Origin of the sequence: Mesorhizobium sp. M0408, from assembly GCF_040321495.1 — a bacterium.
Taxonomy (GTDB): Bacteria; Pseudomonadota; Alphaproteobacteria; order Rhizobiales; family Rhizobiaceae; genus Mesorhizobium.
The window spans coordinates 57,836-76,808 of the sequence record NZ_JAMYRO010000025.1 but is presented as its reverse complement, the minus strand read 5'-3'; the positions used below and the strand labels follow the sequence as shown (position 1 = coordinate 76,808).

General features: G+C 62.3%; 20 protein-coding genes. 12 read left to right on the top strand and 8 right to left on the bottom strand.

What is annotated here, in order from left to right:
• The first annotated feature begins 198 nt into the window (after window positions 1-198).
• The 10 genes from NKI67_RS25375 (at window position 199) to NKI67_RS25330 (ending at window position 10,162) form a co-directional block, all read left to right on the top strand.
• Window positions 199-1,287: a porin gene (locus NKI67_RS25375; RefSeq protein WP_352647475.1), complete on the top strand. Its 1,089-nt coding sequence runs from the start codon at window positions 199-201 to the stop codon at window positions 1,285-1,287.
• A gap of 117 nt (window positions 1,288-1,404) precedes the next feature.
• Window positions 1,405-2,193 (top strand): DNA repair protein RecO, encoded by a 789-nt coding sequence (recO, locus tag NKI67_RS25370; protein ID WP_352647473.1) that lies wholly within the window; start codon window positions 1,405-1,407, stop codon window positions 2,191-2,193.
• Window positions 2,190-2,465, top strand: coding sequence for a PaaI family thioesterase (locus NKI67_RS25365; RefSeq protein ID WP_352647471.1), 276 nt, complete (start codon window positions 2,190-2,192; stop codon window positions 2,463-2,465). Before recO ends, NKI67_RS25365 begins: the two co-directional genes overlap by 4 nt.
• A gap of 84 nt (window positions 2,466-2,549) precedes the next feature.
• On the top strand, window positions 2,550-5,252 hold the full coding sequence (locus NKI67_RS25360) for a DUF2339 domain-containing protein (protein ID WP_352647469.1): 2,703 nt from the start codon (window positions 2,550-2,552) through the stop codon (window positions 5,250-5,252).
• Window positions 5,253-5,288: 36 nt separating this feature from the next.
• Complete coding sequence (locus NKI67_RS25355; protein ID WP_051406156.1) at window positions 5,289-5,621, top strand: DUF6572 domain-containing protein; 333 nt, start codon at window positions 5,289-5,291, stop codon at window positions 5,619-5,621.
• 161 nt (window positions 5,622-5,782) lie between these two features.
• A complete protein-coding gene (locus NKI67_RS25350) occupies window positions 5,783-6,301 on the top strand; it encodes an RNA polymerase sigma factor (RefSeq protein WP_023677758.1) in 519 nt (172 codons plus the stop codon).
• Window positions 6,298-7,092 (top strand): anti-sigma factor family protein, encoded by a 795-nt coding sequence (locus NKI67_RS25345; RefSeq protein ID WP_023677757.1) that lies wholly within the window; start codon window positions 6,298-6,300, stop codon window positions 7,090-7,092. The genes NKI67_RS25350 and NKI67_RS25345 overlap by 4 nt, the downstream gene beginning before the upstream one ends.
• Before the next feature lie 209 nt (window positions 7,093-7,301).
• Window positions 7,302-8,408 carry a peptidase C39 family protein gene (locus NKI67_RS25340; protein ID WP_023677756.1) on the top strand — a complete coding sequence of 369 codons (1,107 nt, stop codon included), beginning with the start codon at window positions 7,302-7,304 and terminating at the stop codon, window positions 8,406-8,408.
• On the top strand, window positions 8,405-9,868 hold the full coding sequence (locus NKI67_RS25335; protein WP_023677755.1) for a RimK family ATP-grasp domain-containing protein: 1,464 nt from the start codon (window positions 8,405-8,407) through the stop codon (window positions 9,866-9,868). The genes NKI67_RS25340 and NKI67_RS25335 overlap by 4 nt, the downstream gene beginning before the upstream one ends.
• A gap of 120 nt (window positions 9,869-9,988) precedes the next feature.
• Window positions 9,989-10,162 (top strand): DUF3303 domain-containing protein, encoded by a 174-nt coding sequence (locus tag NKI67_RS25330; RefSeq protein WP_245274738.1) that lies wholly within the window; start codon window positions 9,989-9,991, stop codon window positions 10,160-10,162.
• Window positions 10,163-10,291: 129 nt separating this feature from the next.
• On the opposite strand, the gene NKI67_RS25325 is transcribed toward NKI67_RS25330, so the two are convergent.
• The 3 genes from NKI67_RS25325 to ygfZ form a co-directional block, all read right to left on the bottom strand.
• Window positions 10,292-12,430, bottom strand: a complete 2,139-nt coding sequence (locus NKI67_RS25325; protein WP_023677754.1) for a putative bifunctional diguanylate cyclase/phosphodiesterase — start codon at window positions 12,428-12,430, stop codon at window positions 10,292-10,294.
• 64 nt (window positions 12,431-12,494) lie between these two features.
• Entirely contained in the window at window positions 12,495-13,127 is a 633-nt protein-coding gene (locus NKI67_RS25320) for a YfbR-like 5'-deoxynucleotidase (RefSeq protein ID WP_352647467.1), read from the bottom strand.
• Window positions 13,127-13,987, bottom strand: coding sequence for a CAF17-like 4Fe-4S cluster assembly/insertion protein YgfZ (ygfZ, locus tag NKI67_RS25315; RefSeq protein ID WP_352647465.1), 861 nt, complete (start codon window positions 13,985-13,987; stop codon window positions 13,127-13,129). Before ygfZ ends, NKI67_RS25320 begins: the two co-directional genes overlap by 1 nt.
• A gap of 83 nt (window positions 13,988-14,070) precedes the next feature.
• Here ygfZ and NKI67_RS25310 point away from each other — a divergent pair, with 83 nt between their 5' ends.
• A complete protein-coding gene (locus NKI67_RS25310; RefSeq protein WP_352647463.1) occupies window positions 14,071-15,402 on the top strand; it encodes a dihydroorotase in 1,332 nt (443 codons plus the stop codon).
• 32 nt (window positions 15,403-15,434) lie between these two features.
• On the opposite strand, the gene NKI67_RS25305 is transcribed toward NKI67_RS25310, so the two are convergent.
• From NKI67_RS25305 to NKI67_RS25290, 4 genes are all read right to left on the bottom strand, one after another.
• Window positions 15,435-16,238: a hypothetical protein gene (locus NKI67_RS25305; RefSeq protein WP_352637873.1), complete on the bottom strand. Its 804-nt coding sequence runs from the start codon at window positions 16,236-16,238 to the stop codon at window positions 15,435-15,437.
• Between the two features lie 80 nt (window positions 16,239-16,318).
• The gene (locus NKI67_RS25300; RefSeq protein WP_023677749.1) at window positions 16,319-16,576 is read right to left on the bottom strand and encodes a hypothetical protein; all 258 of its coding nucleotides are present in this window, start codon (window positions 16,574-16,576) and stop codon (window positions 16,319-16,321) included.
• Window positions 16,577-16,950: 374 nt separating this feature from the next.
• On the bottom strand, window positions 16,951-17,328 hold the full coding sequence (locus NKI67_RS25295; RefSeq protein WP_023677748.1) for a TIGR02301 family protein: 378 nt from the start codon (window positions 17,326-17,328) through the stop codon (window positions 16,951-16,953).
• 48 nt (window positions 17,329-17,376) lie between these two features.
• A complete protein-coding gene (locus tag NKI67_RS25290) occupies window positions 17,377-17,802 on the bottom strand; it encodes an NUDIX hydrolase (protein ID WP_023677747.1) in 426 nt (141 codons plus the stop codon).
• A 123-nt stretch (window positions 17,803-17,925) separates the two neighbouring features.
• On the opposite strand from NKI67_RS25290, the gene NKI67_RS25285 reads away from it, so the two are divergent.
• On the top strand, window positions 17,926-18,687 hold the full coding sequence (locus NKI67_RS25285) for an SOS response-associated peptidase (RefSeq protein WP_023677746.1): 762 nt from the start codon (window positions 17,926-17,928) through the stop codon (window positions 18,685-18,687).
• Between the two features lie 56 nt (window positions 18,688-18,743).
• On the opposite strand, the gene NKI67_RS25280 is transcribed toward NKI67_RS25285, so the two are convergent.
• Window positions 18,744-18,893: a hypothetical protein gene (locus tag NKI67_RS25280; RefSeq protein WP_023677745.1), complete on the bottom strand. Its 150-nt coding sequence runs from the start codon at window positions 18,891-18,893 to the stop codon at window positions 18,744-18,746.
• Window positions 18,894-18,973 lie beyond the last annotated feature (80 nt).

The window sequence follows — 18,973 nt, the reverse complement described above, 5'->3', positions numbered from 1 at the left end:
ATTTGTGCAACATGGATTTATTCTGTTATGCAAACATTGATTATTTTTGGAATCGTCATTTAGACTGGAATGCGGATGAGTATGTTCGCCGCCTGAAGAGGGGGTGCGGTGCGCGCTTTTTTCGACGTGGGTGAGGCGTTCAGCCGTTCAACCCATGAATCCAAAGCCATTTTTAACTTTGACTGGAGAGGTCAGAAAATGAATATCAAGAGCCTTCTTCTCGGCTCAGCCGCGGCATTCGTCGCGGTCTCCGGTGCGCGCGCCGCCGACGCTGTTGTGGTCGCCGAGCCGGAACCCGCCGAATACGTCAAGATTTGCGACGTCTACGGCGCCGGCTACTTCTACATTCCCGGCACCGAGACCTGCCTGCGCATCGGCGGCTATGTCCGCTATGACGCCAGCTTCGGCGACGCCGGCCGCGTTTTCGATGGCGCGACGACACATGACCTTTTGGACGGTGACGAGCAGCAGACCTGGAACAAGAATGCCCGCTTCAATTTGAAGACGTGGACCGGCCAGGAGACCGAGCTCGGCACGTTGAAGACCTATACCGAGACCCGTTTCAACTTCGGCAACACCAAACGCACCGTGAGCGGTGTTGATTTCAGCGTGCAGGACAACAAGGCGGTTACCCTGAACTTCGCCTGGATCCAGCTTGGAGGTTTCCGCGTCGGTAAGGATGAAACTGTCTATGATTCGTTCATCGGTTACGCCGGCAACGTCGTCCAGGACACTATCATTCCTTACGGCACCAAGGACACCAACCTGATCAGTTACTACTTCGACGGCGGTAATGGCTTTACGGCAGTCGCCTCGGTCGAAACGGGCTCCGGCGTTGACCAGTCGATCGACAGCTACGTTCCGTTTGTCGTCGGCGGCGTGAAATACAAGGGCGACTGGGGTGCGATCACTGCGGTCGGCGCCTATAACAGCACGTCGGAAGAATGGGCCGGCAAAGCTCGCGTCGACGTCAAGCCGATTACTGACCTGACCCTGTTCGTGATGGCGGGCTACGGCAGCGACGACAACGTCGCGAAGAACTTCTACAAGCCGTGGACTGGCAACTTTGCCGTCTGGGGCGGCGGCAGCTATGCCGTCAACAAGAAGACCTCTTTGAACGCCCAGGTCTCCTATACCGACGACCAAGACTTCGCCGTTGCGGCCAACGTCGCCTACACCATCGTTCCTGGTTACACGATCACCGCCGAAGTCGATTATTACGACAATTTCGATGCCGACGATGCCGACGCAATCGGCGGCATCTTCCGCTTCCAGCGCTCGTTCTGATCAAACGACGATCGCGCAAAAAACGGCCCGTAGCGATACGCTACGGGCCGTTTTGGTTTGGCGGCGGATACGTCGCACATCTTGATTTCGCCATCCAACCGGTGACAAGCTCTCGTCATGGAATGGCGCGACGAGGGAATCATTCTCGGCACCCGCAAGCATGGCGAAACCAGCGCCATTCTCGAGGTGATGACGCGCGCGCATGGCCGCCATCTCGGTCTCGTGCGCGGCGGCCGTTCGCGCAAACAGCAGCCTGTCTTGCAGCCCGGCAATCGCGTCGACCTGTTGTGGCGGGCGCGGCTCGACGAGCATCTCGGCACCTTCCAGGTCGAGGCTATCGAGATGAACGCCGCCCGGCTGATGGACAGCGCCGTTGCCGTCTACGGCCTGCAGACGATGGCCGCGCATTTGCGTCTTCTGCCTGAGCGTGACGCCCATGGCGGCCTTTACGAGACGCTTGCGGTGATGATCGCTCATCTCGCCGATGCCGATGCCGCCGGCGAACTGGTGGCCCGCTTCGAGCTGCTGGTACTCGACGAACTCGGTTTCGGCCTCGATCTCAGCCAGTGTGCGGCGACCGGCACTAGGCAGGACCTTGCCTATGTCTCGCCGAAATCCGGCCGCGCCGTGTCGCGGGCGGCGGGCGCGCCGTGGCGCGACAAGATGCTGGCGCTGCCTGCCTTCCTGCAGCGCGGCTCCGGGCTGCGCGCCGATCCGGCGGCGATCGAGGACGCCTTCCGGCTGACCGGCTTCTTTTTGACCCGCCGTGTCTACGAACCGCGCGGCATCGAGCCTCCCGGCGCCCGCGCCGGGTTTCTCGCCGCCTTGCGCAGGCATCATTCACCCGGCCATGAATCCGGCAAGGCAAGCGCCGGGGAAACCGCCACCGGGGAAACCACCAGATGAGCGAAGTTGAACCTGATCCCGAAAACGTTTCGCCGCTCGGCCTTGGCACCATTTCGCAGATGGGCGAGGCCTATGCGACGGCCGAGTTCAAAGTGAATTTGACGCGGCCGATCACGCCAAGGACGGGCGAGGTGGTGTGCGAGGGCAAAGTGGTGCACAAGGGCCGCACGCTGACGGTTTCGGAAGCGGCGCTGAAGGACGCCAACGGCAAGCTGCTGGCTTTCGCCACCGAAACATGCTCGATCTTTCCGGCCAATCTGGCGGCACGTTGAATGGACCGGCCGTTTGGCCGCCGCATTTGAATGTCACTGAACATTGAATGTCAGTGACAACTGGCCTGGTTTGGGGGAACCGCCATGTTTGAAAGCCTGATTGGCCTCGTCGCCATCATCGTGCTGTTCGTCATCATTTCACGCCAGCAGAGCCGCATCGGCCTGATCGAGCGCGAGCTTGGCGCCTTGCGCAGCCTTGTGCTTTCGGGCACGCCTGCGCTGCCGCCGCAAGCCAAGGAACCGGCTGCAAACGACAGCAAACCGGCGGATGCCGCAATCCCGCTTGCGGCCGCAGCCGACATGGCCGTATCGCCACGGACCGCAGCGGTCGTGTCAGCTACAGAGGCCGATGCCGATACAACGGCGCCGTCCGCGCCGGAGTCGGCGCAACCGGCGGCAGCGGCGAAGGCAGCTCGCCAGTCCGACGTCGAAACGGCGCTCGGTACCCGCTGGGCGGTCTGGGTCGGCGGCATCGCGCTGGCGCTGGGTGGCTTGTTTCTGATCCGCTACACCATCGAGGCCGGCATTTTCGGGCCACGCGTGCGGCTTGTCATGGCGGCGGCACTCGGGCTGGTGCTGGTCGCCGGCGGCGAGTTCATCCGGCGCACCGGCTTCAGGGTGCCGGTGCAAGGTGCCGCCGGTGCCTATATCCCGGCGATCCTGACGGCGGCCGGCGCTTTCATCCTGTTCGGTACCGTCTACGCCGCGTACAGCGTTTACGGCTTCATCGGCCCGACGCTCGCTTTCACGCTGCTCGGCGCCATCGGGGTGGCGACGATCGCGGCAAGCCTGGTCCACGGTCAGGCGCTGGCCGGCGTCGGCCTGCTCGGTGCCATGGTGACGCCGCTGCTGGTCGCCTCGCAGGCGCCCAATCCGTGGGCGCTGTTCGGCTATCTGGCGATCGTGCTCGCCGCCACCTGCGTCATTGCCCGCATCCGCGACTGGAGGCTTTTGATGGCCGCAGCCTTCGTCGCCACGGGCATCTGGACCATCTTCTACATGACCGACGCGCCGGGGGCGAACCTTGCCGTCATCCTCTTTATCGACGTGGTGACACTGGCCGTGCTCGCCTTCGTCTGGCTTGGCCGCCGCGACGAAGCGGTCGCCGGCAGCGGCTTCGACTGGCCGTCGATCGCGCCGGGCTTCTTCGTCGGCCTTTCGGCGCTGGCCCTGTTTGTCGATCCGGCCTTCGCCGCCATCCGCGGTGCATTGCCGGGGGCCGCCCTTGTCGCAGCCCTGGTGGCGGTGGCGCTCTACCGGCCGCGGGCGCTTGCACTGCTGCACGCCGCCGGGCTGGCGACGGTACTGGTCTATCTCGGCATCATTCCGCCGACCACGATCGCTTCCGATTTTTCGGGTGGCACTCTTGGCGTCGACGGCATGCCGGTCGTGGCGTCCGATGCCTTGATGCTCAGGGTCGGCATCGCTCTCGGCCTGGTCTTCATCGGCGCCGGCTTTTGGGCGGCGCGCCGTTTTGCGGCCTCTGGCTGGCTGCGCGCCGCCGCATGGGCGGCCTGGAGCGCTGTCGCGCCACTGGTCATCCTGCTGGCGCTCTGGTCTGCCTTCGGCAATCTCGACCGTGACCTTGCTTATGCGGCGGTCGCAGCCGTTTTGGTCGGCGTCTTCGTCGCCGGCGGCGAATGGATAGCGCGCGGCGAAGCGCCGCCGCTGACCGGCGGCGCTGCCGTCTCCTTCGCGCTCGGCGGCGCGGCGATTGCCGGCCTGCTGATGCTGCACATGGCCTTCGGTTCAGGCTGGACAACCATCCTGCTCGGAGCAGCCGCCGTCGTGCCGGCGCTGGCGACGCGCTGGCGCAGCTATCCGGTGCTTGGCTGGATTTCCGTTGGTGCGGTGATTGCAGTGCTCGGCCGCGCTGCCTTCGACCCGACCATCGTCGGTGCCGAGTTCCTGTCGAAGACGCCGGTGTTCAACTGGCTGCTGCTTGGATATGGCGTGCCGGCGCTCGCCTTCGGCTTTGCCGCCTGGCAACTCGCCCGCACCACCAATGGCCGGCCGCGCCTCGCCATGGAGGCCGGCGCCGCGCTGTTTGCTCTGCTCGCCGTTGCCATGCTGGTGCGCCATGCCATGCATGGCGGCGTCATCGATACGGCTGCTGCGACACTTGCCGAACAGGCGATCTACACGCTGATCGCTATCGGTGCCGGTGCCATCCTGGTCGCCATCGACATGCGCTCGCCAAGCTCGGTGCTGCGCTACGGCTCGATTGCAGCGGGCGTGGTCTCGGTCGCCTTCATCGTCCTCCAGCATTTTCTGGCGCTGAACCCCCTGCTGACGGACGAATCGACCGGCAGCATTCCGGTGTTCAACCTTCTGTTGCTCGCCTACCTCTTGCCGGCGGTCGCGACAGGCGCACTGGCGCTCTATACCCGCGACAAGCGGCCGAAATGGTATGCGGCCATGCTGGCGGTTGTGGCGGCGGTGCTCGGCTTCGCCTATGCCACGCTGTCGGTAAGGCGCCTGTTCAAGGGCGAGTTCATCGGCCTTTGGAGCGGTCTCGGCCAGCTCGAGACCTATACTTATTCGGCGCTCTGGCTGGTCATCGGCGTGGTGCTGCTCACCGCCGGTGTGTGGCTGAAGTCGCAGGTGCTTCGCATAGCGTCGGCGGCGCTGATCTCAGTCGCCGTGCTCAAAGTCTTCGTCTTCGACATGTCCGAACTGGAAGGCGTGTTGCGGGCGCTGTCCTTCATCGGCCTCGGCGCGGTGCTCATCGGCATCGGCTTGTTTTATCAGCGGCTGCTGACAAGAGCGGCGAGGGAGGTAAATTAGTGTGAGTCTATGATCACGGGAAAAGGCTATTGACAGATGGCTGTTCAGCATACGGACGTCGTGGATATTGTCGCAAAAGGCAAAAATGGTGAATATTTGCTCAGCATTGTAGATGATCTCGATTGGGATGATGTAGAAAATCATCTTGAGCTTCTAGAGAATAAACTGAATCTATATTGTGTTTTCGTTTTAGAAGGGCAATTCTACAAAGAACATCCGGATGCTGTGGGGCGACCCGTTATGATTTCGGTGGCATTGTTGTCTATTATGCCAGCCGAGGTACAATGGTTCTTTACCGCAGCTGCGGTATCAGTCGAAAAGGCCGGATTGCAATTTGAAGTTCAGCACCTCTCGAAGGGGAATTTGTAGAGGGGTCTTCAGGTGGGGATCGGCCGGGAATAAACCTGCCACTGGCAGCGTTATTCAGTTGCTTGGGTGACCGGGGCGGCGGACCGCTTCGCGCTGGCCGCTTGCGCCGCGCCGCGAAGGCGCGTTCAATCACCATGGACAGGGCTCCAGAACCAGCGGTCATGGACGAAAAGAAGGCAGCAATCCTTGGTGAAATACCGCGTCTGCGCCGCTATGCACGCTCGCTGTTGCGCGACCGCGATTCCGCCGACGATCTCGTCCAGGATTGTCTCGAGCGGGCACTTGTGCGGCTCGACAATTGGCAGACAGGAGAAAGCCCCAGGAGATGGCTGTTTACGATCATGCATCATTTATTCATCGACCAGATGCGCAAGGTGAACCGGCGTGGCGAGGCAGCGATGCTGCCGCTGGAGGCGAGCGAGGCGCAGGCAGCACCCGCCGAGCAGGTCGAGAGCATCGCCTCGCGCGAGATCGTCGAGGCTCTGCAGGCGATCAGCCCAGACCGGCGCGCGGCCCTTGTGATGGTCGCCATCGAAGGGTTTTCCTATGCCGAAGCCGCCAACATCCTTGGAGTCCCCGCCGGCACTTTGATGTCGCGCATCGCGCGCGGGCGTGAGGAGTTGCGCGGGCTTTTGGACGACACCGCGCGCCGCCGCTCGATAAGGATCGTCGAGAAATGAGCCGGCGCGATTTCTCCGAACGCGATATCCACATGGCTCTCGATGGCGAGTTGCCAGGCGACGAGCGGACGGCCTATGAGGCATGGCTCGAGGCCAATGCCGAGATGAAGGCCAAGAGCGCACGCTACGCCGCCGACCGGGCAGCGTTGCGCGCGGCCTTTAACGGCGTGCTGGACGAACCCATCCCGGTGCGGCTGAATAAGGTGGTGCTCGGCGAGGCGCCGGTGGTCAAAGCGTCGCCGTCGCGCACGCGTTGGTGGCTTGCGGCCGCCGCTGCCGCCATCCTGGTGATTGGCGGTGCTGGCGGCTATCTTGCCGGCATCGGCGGCCTCGGCCTGGAAAATACGGCCGAGGACCAGCTTGCCGAAGAGGCGATTGCCGCCCACGTCATCTATGCCGCTGAAAAGCGGCATGCTGTGGAAGTGCCGGCAAGAGACAAGGATCATTTGCAGAACTGGCTGTCTAACCAGGTGGGTTTGAAGCTGGTCGCGCCGGATCTGGCGGCGCAGGGATTCCAACTGGTCGGTGGCCGGCTACTGCCTGCCGGCCAGGGCAAGGCCGCGATGCTGCTTTACGAGGACGACAAGGGCGAGCGCATTTCGCTCTTCGTAATCGCCGAATCGGCGGCCAAGGCCAAAGGCACCTATGGGTCGGAGGAAAATGGTCCTGAGGCCGTCTACTGGCTGGACAAGGGTTATGGCTGCGCCGTCGTCGGATCGCTGCCGCACGAGCAGCTGGCCGCGGTGGCCAAGAGCGCCTATGGCCAGCTTCTGGCGGGCTTGAAAAGCTGAGCAGGATCTCGTTTTTCTATAGCCGCGCCGATGCCGAAACACGAAGGTCGTTTCAAAGCCTTTGCGCGACCTGGCTGCCTTAAAAACTGTCACAATTCGGCCCTAATCGAGGTGCGATAGCGCTTGCTGAATGCTGGCACTTCGGCTGGTGTGACCGATGTTTAGACTAGGGCCGTTTCCACAACCCAATCGAGGTTTTCTGAGCCCGCATGCCTGCCGAGATTCGCAAGGCCCGCGCGTCCGACGTCGATGACCTCGCCGCCATCGAAAAAGCTGTTTTCTCGAGCGACCGCATTTCTCGCCGCTCCTTTCGCCAACTGATCGAACGCGACACCGCCGAACTGCTGGTTGGCGAGAACGATGGCCACGTCGCCGGCTATGCGGTCGTGCTGTTTCGCAAGGGCAGCGGCGTCGCGCGGCTCTATTCGATCGCCGTCGGTCCATTTTTCGGCGGCCGCGGCGTTGGCCGCCTGCTGCTGGAAGAGGCTGAAGCCGCCGCTTTCGAGCACGGCCGCATGATGCTTCGTTTGGAAGTCCGCGAAGACAATCCGCGCGCCATCCAGATCTACGAGCAGAGCGGCTACCGTAAGATCGGCCGCGAACCGGACTATTACGAGGACGGCGCCACGGCGCTGCGCTATGAAAAGACCTTGCGCGGCGACATTCCGGTCGCCACCGAAGTGCCGTTTTATCAGCAGACTTGCGAATTCACCTGCGGACCATGCTGCCTGATGATGGCGATGGCTAACTTCGACCCCGGATTCGTGCCGGACCCTGTGATGGAAATCAGGCTGTGGCGTGAGGCGACGACCGTTTTCATGATGTCGGGGCCGGGCGGCTGCGAACCGTTCGGGCTGGCCGTCGCCGGCTATGAGAGCGGGCTTGCTGCTGAGATCTATGTCTCCTTCTACGGCGCGCTGTTCCTGCAGTCGGTGCGCAGCGAGGACAAGCGCCGGGTCATGGAGCTGGCGCAGGTCGACTTTCGCCGCCGCGCGGAACTTTACGGTATCCCGGTGAATTACCGTTCATTCGGGCTTGACGACATTCGCACCGCGATCGCAGAGGGAAAACTGGTGCTGGTCCTGATCAGCGGCTTCCTGATGTTCGGCAAGAAGGTTCCGCACTGGGTATTGGCCATCGGTGACGACGGCGATCATATCCTGATCCACGACCCTTGGGTCGAGGACGAGCGGCAGGAGACGATCCTCGATGCTGCCAACATTCCCGTGCCTTACGGCATCTTCATGAACATGGCGCAATTCGGCCGCGACGGATTGCGCGCCGCCATCACTCTCGGAAAGCGCGACAGCCAATGACCTGGGTCATCCTTACCGGCCGGCAGAACGATCTCGACCAGGTGGCGACGCCGCACAAGATCATCACCAATCGCGACTACCTTGCCCATCCGGCACTGTTTCGCGGTCAGCGGCCGAAGGTCATCAACCTGTCGAACAATTATGGCTACCAGAGCCGCGGCTATTACGCGTCGCTGCTTGCCGGTTCGCGCGGCCATAAGGTCATCCCGACGGTCGAAACGATGATCGACCTGTCAGAACGCAAGCTCTATGAGCACGCGTTGCCGGAACTCGAACTCGCACTCAACAAGTGCCGCAAGGACCTGGGTGGCGCTTTTCCGCAGAAGGTCTGCATCTTCTTCGGCATCGGACCATCCAGGATATGGGACCGCTTCGCAAAACTTCTGTTCGACTGGTTCCGTGCCCCGGCGCTCGAGCTCCACATCAGGGACAGCGCCGAATGGGCCTCGATCCGCAAGATCGGGTTCCATCCCCTGGCCAGGATGACCGAGGACGAGGAAACGCACTTTCTCCAGTGCCTGGAGACCTACACCAATCGCGAGTGGCGCGACACCAAGGGCCGCACGCCGGCGCGCTACACTTTCGCAACGCTGGTCGATCCGCATGAGGAACTGCCGCCGTCGGAGATTTCGTCGCTGCGCCACTGGGCCAAGATCGCTGAAAAGATGGGCGTCGAAATCGAGCCGATCACCAAGCGGGATCTGGCCAAGCTCGCCAACTACGACGCGCTGTTCATCCGCGAGACCACTTCGATCTCCAACCACACCTACCGCTTTGCCCGCCGCGCCCAGCAGGAAGGCATGCCGGTCATCGACGATCCGCTGTCGATGATCCGCTGCACCAACAAGGTCTATCTCAACGAGCTGATGACCTACAACAAGGTACCGGTGCCGCCGACGGTGATGATTGCCGGCACCTCGGACCTGGACGTTGCGGCACAGACGCTGGGCTTCCCGCTGGTGCTGAAGATCCCGGACTCCTCGTTTTCGCGCGGCGTCAAGAAATGCGGCACCTTTGAAGAGTTGAAGACGCTCGCAACCGAATGGCTGGAGGATTCCGACCTCCTGATCGCGCAAAAATTCATTCCGACGGAATATGACTGGCGTGTCGGTGTCCTCGGCGGCCAGCCCTTGTTTGCCGTTCATTATCTGATGGCCAAGAAACATTGGCAGATCGTCAATCATAAGGCCAACGGCAAGCCCGACCAGGGCGGCATCAAGACCTTCACCCTGAAGGAAGCACCGGCCCATGTCGTCGAGACGGCGGTGAGCGCGGCGCGCTGCATTGGCGACGGCCTCTACGGCGTCGACCTCAAGGAAACCAGGGACGGCGTCTTCGTCATCGAGGTCAACGACAACCCCAACCTCGACCACGGCTGGGAAGACTCCGGCGAAAAAGACGAGGTCTGGGTGCGGCTGACGCAGTGGTTCCTGGAGCGGCTGGACCGGCCGGGGCGATAATATCCGAACTGAGGGGAAAAAGATGCTGTTCTTCGTAACCGAGGATTTTCGCGGCTGCGACCGCAAGGAGATCTACCGCCGTTTCGCGACCAGGGCCGCCTGAAGCCGGACGCGCTTCTCGTGCACCACAGCTGGATCGCAGCGGATATGAGCCGCTGCTTCCTGCTGGTGGAGGCCGATGACGTCACGCTCCTGCAGCGGTGGGTCATCGAATGGGCGGATCTGGTCGAATTCGAGATTGTTCCCGTGGCGACGAACAAGGATATGGTGGAGGCATTGAGCGGACATCTCTGACCCGTTGGGAACCTCCTGGTTCGCCACACCTGAATGCCGCCTTCTCCTATCAAGGAATTAACACGCGGATCGAGCGTCATCTCAAGGAGATCTAAGGCGGTTGCCCGCGCTTCCGCGAGACTGTCGCACTTAGCCGGACTGCCGGATCGTCGCGCTCGACTTCAGCAGCCGATTAATGTCCGACGCCTTTGACGGCACCCCGATCAAATAGCCCTGGGCCTCGACACAACCCTCCTTTTGCAGGAATTCAAGCTGCGCTTCGGTCTCGACACCTTCGGCGGTGACGGTGATGCCCAGCTGTGCGCCAAGCCCGATGATGGTGCGCACGATCGCCGCGGTATCGCGACTGTCGATGTCACGGGTGAAAGAGCGATCGATCTTGATCTTGTCGACGGGAAAGCGCCTGAGGTAGCCCAGCGACGAATAGCCGGTGCCGAAATCGTCCAGCGCGATGCGGACGCCCAGATCGCGTAGCTGCCTGAGTGTCTTGAGCACCAGATCGCTCTCGTCCATCAGCACGGTTTCGGTGATTTCCAGTTCAAGCCGGTTGGCCGGCACGCCCGAGAACGCCAGTGCCGAGATAACGCTGCGGGCAAAGGTACCGCTTTTGATCTGCACAGCGGAGACATTGACTGCGATCCGCCAAGCCGCCCAGCCTGCCGCGGTCGTGCAGGCTTTTCGCAGCGCCCATTCTCCAAGCGGCACGATCAGCCCGGTCTCCTCGGCGGCCGGAATGAAGTCGTCCGGCCGTACCAGGCCGCGCACCGGCGAACGCCAGCGCATCAAGGCTTCGGCACCGACGATTTCGCCGGAGGCGATGTTCATGATCGGCTGGAAATCCAGCTCGAATTCCCGGCGCGACAGCGCTGCCCTGAGATCGATTTCGAGCGCCCGGCGTGCCCGCACCATCGCGTCCATGGCTGGTTCGAAGAAGCGGTACAGGTTGCGCCCTTCGCTCTTTGCCCGATAGAGCGCCATATCGGCATTTTTCAGCAAAGTGTCGGCGTCCTTGCCGTCATTCGGAAACAGCGCGATGCCGAGACTGATGCCGACACGCATGTCGTGTCTTTTGTCGCGAAACGGCTTTCCGATGATCTCGACGATGCGTTTGGCCAGCTTTTCCGCGTCGCCCGGGCTTTTGAGATTGAACTGGATGATGACGAATTCGTCGCCGCCGAAGCGGGAGACAACGTCCGTTTCATTGCGCAGGCACCGTTGCAGCCGTTCGGCCACGCATTTCAGCAGCCAGTCGCCGGAAGGATGGCCCCAAGTGTCGTTGACCGCCTTGAAGTGATCGAGGTCGAGCGAGAATATCGCCAGCGATCCGTCTCTCGTCTCACTCAGGGCTTGGTCGAGCCGTTCGCGAAGCATCGAGCGATTGGGCAGGTTCGTCAGTGTGTCGTGGTGCGCAAGATGGGTCATGCGCTCTTCCACACGCCTGCGCTCGGTGACGTCGTCGAACGTCGCGACCCAGCCGCCGCCGCTCATCGGCCGGCGCGCAACCAGCAGCGTCCTGCCGTCAGCGAGATGGCGATGCGTTACGTGTGTTTTCCCCGCCCGCAGGCAGGCTTCGATTTGCGAGATTTCGCTGTCGGGGTCGAGCTTTGTATAAATGCCCAGTTCCAGCAGCCGCTTGAACGCATCATGGTGACTCATGCCAAGCGGGAAGTCGGCCGGCCTGACATGATAAAGTTCCAGGAAACGTTCGTTGCGGACGATCAGCTTGCCATCCGCATCGTACATCAAAAGGCCTTGCGACATGTTGGCAAGTGCCGCGTCGAAACGGCGGTGCTGCTCCTTCAACTCCTGCTCGGCGCGCCGTTGCTCGGTGATGTCCTCGTAGATCGATACCCAACCGCCTGACGCCAGCGGCCGGTGCGAAATGTTGACGATACGCCCGTCTGCAAGCGTTTCCTCATAGGTGGAAGGTTTTGCCTGGTCGATATAGGGCTTGCGGATGGCATAGAGTTGCTCAGCGCTTTGCGAGGCGATGCCGATATCCACGCTGTGCTGGAGGATGTCGAAAAACCGGATGCCGGGCCGCACCACTTCGGCGTCGAGGCGAAAGATGCTGATGTAGTTCCTGTTGCAGATGATCATCCGTTCATCGGCATCGAACATGCACAGGCCATGCGACATGTTCTCGACCGCTGCCGAAAAACGCTCGTTCTGTTCGCGCAGCTCGTCTTCAATAGGTTGCGGCTGACCAACGCCTTTGGCCCTCCGTCGGCGGACGGACGAACCAGCCTTGATACCGGCAACGGGCATGAGGCAAGCCTATGGACCATGGTTAACCATGGCACTGTTGTCCCTGCCGGTTAATTTACCGTTTTCAGCCGGCTGGAACGGCAGTCTGGCGTCGCGACTTTTCGATCGCCGCAAAGCGTTTGAGAAAGGCATTCTGCGCCCAAGTCACCGAGCGCGGCGTGACGTCGAAGCGCTCGGCATTGAAGCCGCGCGGCCTGCCGAAGAACTGCGTCGCCTCTGCCGTCGAAAAACCCGCAAGCAGCGTTGCTTCGAAATAAGCGGCGATCTGATCCGCTCGCTTGATCTCCTTGCGCAGTCCCGCGTCGAGTTCGGCCGGCAGTGAAAAGCGCAGATGGATGGCGCGCTGCAGCCTGATCTCGCAATCCCTGTAGCTGCCGCCCATCACGGATTTGAACGGCGAGATCATGTCGCCGATGACATATTCCGGCGCGTCGTGCAGCAGCGCCGCCAACCGCGCGTCGGCGTCGGCATCCGGCATCAGCTCGCCGACAAGCGTTTCGACCAGCAGCGAATGCTGGGCGACCGAAAAGGCGTGCTCGCCTCTGGTCTGGCCGTTCCAGCGTGCGACGCGGGCAAGGCCATGGGCAATATCGGAGATCTCGATGTCGAGCGGCGAGGGATCGAGCAGATCGAGCCGTCGGCCGGACAGCATGCGCTGCCAGGCGCGCGGCGGCGCCCCGGCGCGATCGGCAGCCATCAGGCGTCCTCCGCGCCGATGGCTTCCTGTGGAAAGCTGAATTTCGCCCAGGACGGGATAGCGAGCGACACGGCGACGTCCTCCGCCAGGATCGGCAGGCCGGCGTCGAGCGCTGCCTTGACCCGGTCGATGCGGGCAATGGCAAGGCCTGTCCTGGCCGCGGTCGAGCCAAGCGTGCCGACCGGTCGCCCCTCCACGGTCAACTCTGCGCGCGAAGTGGGCAGGGTGCGTTCGGCCGAGACGATCAACACCCGACGCCTGGCAGTGCCGCGATGCTGCATGCGCGAGACGACCTCCTGGCCGACGTAGCAGCCTTTCTTGAAGCCGACACCGCCGATCTCGTCGAGCAACACGTCATGCGGAAAAGCGTCGCCGAGTTGGTAGTCCGCACCGCTTTCGGCAATGCCGTGGGCGATGCGAAAGGCTTGCCATGCGGCAAGGTCGCCGCCATCTGCGGTGTCATCGTAGAAGCGCTTGACGGCAGTATCGACAAACCGCGCATCAGCAAACGGTGCTGATTCAAATTGCGAAGTGGCTGAATCGCTTCCCCATGCGACGGCCACAACCGGCTGATCCAGCTTGGCAATTTCGACTTTGGCGCGCATTTTGTAGAGCGTCAGCCGGCGCATGAAATCATCGGCGGTCTCGGTACGGCATTCAAGTCGGAAAGCATTTTCGCCGGCGCGCGAGATCAGGAAGTCGAAAAGGATCTTGCCTTGCGGCGTTAGCAGCGCACCGGGCTTTGCTTCGCTGCTGCCGAGCACGTCGAGGTCGGTGGTCAGGATGTTCTGTAAAAAGTGCTCGGCATCCGGCCCGGACACGGAAACGAGTGCGCGATCTCTGAGCGAGGCAAAGGGCATGGTGGGAAAACGAGCCTGATCTTGCAAAACTATCGGCCATTACGTAAGCCGCTGGCACTTCCCCCGCAAGAGACCGGATCCGTATGGCCCCCATCTACGATCTCATCCTGACAGGCGGCACCGTGGTCAATCACGACGGCCAGGGTTTTCGCGACATCGGCATCAATGGTGGGCGCATCGCTGCCATCGGCGACCTCCGCCAGGCGTCGGCCGGTGAGACGATCGACTGCCGTGGGCTGCACATCCTGCCGGGCGTTGTCGACAGCCAGGTGCATTTCCGCGAGCCGGGCCTGGAGCACAAGGAAGATCTGGAGACGGGCTCGCGGGCAGCGGTGCTCGGCGGCGTCACCGCCGTCTTCGAGATGCCGAACACCAATCCGCTGACCACCAGTGAGGCAACCCTTGCCGACAAGGTGCGGCGTGCCACCGGCCGCATGCATTGCGACTTTGCCTTCTGGGTCGGCGGGACCCGCGACAATGCAAAAGACGCTGGCGATCTCGAGCGGCTGCCTGGTGCGGCCGGCATAAAAGTTTTCATGGGCTCGTCCACCGGCGACCTGCTGGTCGAGGACGACGAAGGCGTTGCCTCGATCCTGAGGAACACACGCCGCCGCGCCGCCTTTCACTCCGAGGACGAGTTCCGGCTGCGCGAGCGGCTTGGCGAGCGCATCGCGGGCGATCCGTCCTCACATCCGGTGTGGCGCGACGAGATCGCTGCGTTGCGCTGCACCGAGCGCCTCGTGCGAATCGCGCGCCAGGTCCGCGCCCGGATCCATGTGCTGCACATCTCGACCGCCGAGGAGATAGGCTTCCTCGAACAGCACAAGGATGTCGCGACCTGCGAGGCGACGCCGCATCATCTGACGCTGAGCGCCGATGATTATGCGCAGTTGGGCACCCTGATCCAGATGAACCCGCCGGTGCGCGCCACGCGCCATCGCGACGGGGTCTGGTACGGCGTTGCGCAAGGCATCGTTGATGTGCTCGGCTCCGACCATGCGCCGCACACGCTGGCCGAGAAGGCAAAGCCTTATCCGGCGTCGCCGTCCGGCATGACCGGGGTGCAGACTTTGGTGCCGATCATGTTGGATCATGTCAACGCCGGCCGGCTGACGTTGCAGCGCTTTGTCGACCTGACCAGCCACGGCCCGCAGCGTATTTTTGGCATCGCCAGGAAAGGCCGTATTGCCGCCGGCTACGATGCCGATCTGACCATCGTCGATCTGAAGCGCCGCGAGACCATCGCCAACGCCCAGCAAGGCTCCAAGGTCGGCTGGACGCCTTATGACGGCAGGCAGGTGACCGGCTGGCCGGTCGGCACCATCGTTCGCGGCCGGCGCGTGATGTGGGAAGGCGAGATCGTCGCGCCGGGCCAGGGTAGGGCGGTGGAGTTTTCCGAGGCGTTGGCGGGCTAAGCTCCTGTCTCCAAGAGACCATGCTTAGCCACTCAATCGCCGGCGACGAAGAACGTCCATTGTCCGGTCGGCGTGATGCCGACGCGGTAGAAAATGTAGGCACCGAACTGCTTCATGTCGTCATAGTCGCTGGCGGTGACGATCTTGAACAGCTCGACCCGCTGCCTGGCATCGAGCTTGTCCAGTGGCAGGGCGAAGAAATAGGGCCAGACATAGAGATCCTGCGGCGTGCCGGCATCGACATGGACAAAACCGGCATTGAGCACCTCTTCCAGGATGGCGAGGATCTCCTGGCCTTCCGTGTCGCCGGAAAGGCCTTTCAGGAAGGCGATCGGGTCGCCCTCCATGTCGCCCAGCGACAATTGGGTCATCATGTCTCCCGTGCCGATCAGCGGCCGAAGCTTTTCGATGTCGCCGCTTTTGCACGCCTCGACGATCAGATCGTGCATGCGCCTGACCGGTTCCGGCAACTTGGCGAGGTCGTAGACGACTTCGGGCACAGGCGCGTCGGGATCGACATGCGGATTGGCCACGCCGCCATCATTGGCCGGCCCTTTCGGTTCGGTTTGTTCCGGCTCGTCGGATGGCGTCGGCTGGCTGGCCGGTGGTGGCGTCGTGCCGAGCGGGCCGGGCATCGGCACGGTACTTCCAGGCGGCGACATGTCACCGTCGGGCGGCGGCGTGACCGGCGAAGGCAGGTCTTCGCGCTTGATCTCGCTGAGGGCGTGAGCGGGACTGCTCGCAAGAAACAGTGCAAGGGGAATCGTGGCGCAGGAAACAGTAAGCCAAATGCTGAGGACCAGGCCGCGCGGCTTGCCTGATATCGAAAAATTCACCGCCTGCTACTCCCTGGTTCCAGCCCATCCATGTGCCCGGACATGATGTCCGGCGGCGCGCCGTCGTCAAAGAACCGGGGTCAGTGCCGCAGTCTTTCGGGCTCGAAGGCCCCGGCAATCACCTTTTCACGCATGCGATCGAGCAGGGCAAGCGCCGAGGTCTCGCCATTGGTGCGCAGCATTTCGCCGAATGCCGTTTCGAGGGCTGCCTCGGCGATGATTTCCGGCTCGATCCCGGCCGACAATCCTTCTGCCCAGGCTTCGCTGTGGCTTTCCACGGCGGTCAGGCGCTTTTCTTCCCTGACCAGCGCGTCGATGTCGTTGACGCCATGTTCCATTGCGATTTCCACCCTTTCAAGCGGTGATCCGTTGGACAGGGATCAAGCTTGAGTTGTCCCTTTTACACGCAGGCGCAGTAAGTATTTGTAAATACGACATTTTTTTGGTCGTCTTCTACAAATTCCGTCGCGTCCAGCAAACCTGCGTCCGATCCGATTCAAACTTAGCCGATTAGGCCGGCCAAGGGGACGGAAACCTTCAGTTTGAGTTAATTTCACATTCGCGCGCTAACGTTTCGTTAACATAGTTGCAAAAGTGCAACATCAGGTTTGCACCAAGACCTCACCCGAGGCAAGCGGAGAAGTGTCGAACGCGTCCGCCGCCCACAGCGCCGGCGGTTGATGCCGGTTTGCCGGAACGGCAGCTGCCGTCGTCAGTTTCCGTAGCGCGAAGCGATGTCGCGAGACAGCGTCTCGCCTTCCTTCATGTAGCGGCTGATGGCTTCCGTCGCCGAGGCGGTGCATTGCGTATAAGTACCGCCGAACGACCGGTAGCCGCGGTTGAAGCTGGCGATGAAGCGGGCGCGCCGCTCCGGGTTCGGATTTTCCGATGCGATCAGTTTTTCCATCTCGGCTCGCCACCGATCGCCCTTCTCGCCACACAGATTACGCAGGAAATGCAGCGAGCCGAGCACTTCCGCCAGCCGCATCAGCCCGGGCTCGAACGGTGCTTCGGCGGCAATCGCCGGGCGCGCACCGACAACCACACTGACGGCGAGGCATGCGGCGAGAAACGAAGACGTGCGGCTCATGAGTCCTTGTGCTGAAACAATTTGTCGCCTGCAAGGCGATTCTCTGGCTCAGGTCCCGCCGTCTTTGTTGGGACCGAGTAGATCGTCCGCAATTTCAAACACCGCATCGGCGAGCGGCATCGCTGTCATTTCGGCCAGCGTATAGAAAGCCGCGGTCTCGGCGTCGTCGCTGGCCACCGCCTCGCCGCCAGCATAATCGGCCCCAAACACCGTCAGCCAGTAGTCGACCGGATGCCCGTCGCCGCTGCCGTCGATGTGGATTTCCCGCAGCGGCCGATAGCTGCGCGCCTGCAATCCGGTCTCTTCCAGCAATTCGCGCCGTGCTGCCTGTTCCAGCGTCTCGCCGGCTTCGACCTTGCCGCCGGGAAAGGCATGGAGGCCTTGCGAGGGCGGCCTGGCCCGCTTGACCAGCAGCACCGTGTTCTCGCGCACGACGCAGACCGAGACTGCCGGAATGATCTTGCGTGCTTCCATGGGCTTCGGATCGCTCGATTGGCATAGCCCGTTGTGGACCGGCCGTCGGCGAACAGCTTTAGCGGTTGCGAAAGGCGGGTTCCATGGCCACTTTCACATGCCACCAATTCGAGAGCTGAATTCATGTGCGGACGCTTTGCCTTGACCGCCACTCCGGACCAGACCGCCGCCTTTCTCAGCCTGGCGGAACTTGAGGAGTTTCCGGCCCGCTACAACATCGCGCCGACGCAGCCGGTGCTGATGGCGCTCGCCGGATTGCCGCAGGCGCCGGGCTCGAACCTGCCCGACCGCCGCTCGATGCTGGTGCGCTGGGGCCTGATCCCGGCCTGGGTCAAGGATACGCGTAACTTCCCGCTGCTGTTCAACGCGCGTTCTGAGGGGGCTTCGGAAAAGGCGTCGTTTCGCGCTGCCATGCGCCATCGCCGCGCCCTGGTACCGGCTTCGGGATTCTACGAATGGCACCAAACCGGTGGCAGAAGAGGGCAGCCCTATTGGGTGCGGCCAAGGCGTGGCGGGCTTGTCGCCTTCGCCGGGCTGATTGAGACCTATGCCGAGCCGGGCGGCTCGGAAATGGACACCGGCGCCATTCTGACCGCCCACGCCAATGCCGATACTGCCCATATCCACGACCGCATCCCGGTGGTGATCCATCCCGAAGATTTCGCGCGCTGGCTGGATTGCAGCACGCTCGAGCCGCGCGATGTGGCCCATCTGCTGAGACCCGCCCAGCCCGATTTCTTCGAAGCGATCCCGGTTTCCGACCTCGTCAACAAGGTCGCCAATACCGGGCCGGAGATTCAGGAGAAGGGCGTCGTCGAGCCTGAGCCTAAGAAGGTCAGGCGCCAGAAGTCCGGCGCGAACGACAGTCAGATGAATTTATTTTAGCAAAAGCTACTATTGCTGGGTGCGCCGTGAGCGCCTCAACCTTCCCGACGGCATTCTCAGGCAGCGCGCGGCGAAACGATCTTCTGCGCCGGCTTCTTCTTCTTCGCGGTGTGCAGAAGAGCTGCGACGATTGCTGCCGGGCCGATCGCCCGGTAGTGGCTGGCGAGCGCCGGTTGCTTGGCGCGGTTGGATTCTTGCTTAGGCATTGTTCTCTTCCCTGGTAACGTCTTCGTGTCTGCGTTTGCTGGCCGAATCCGACCAAATCGTGACGCTTGCTGATCTAGCC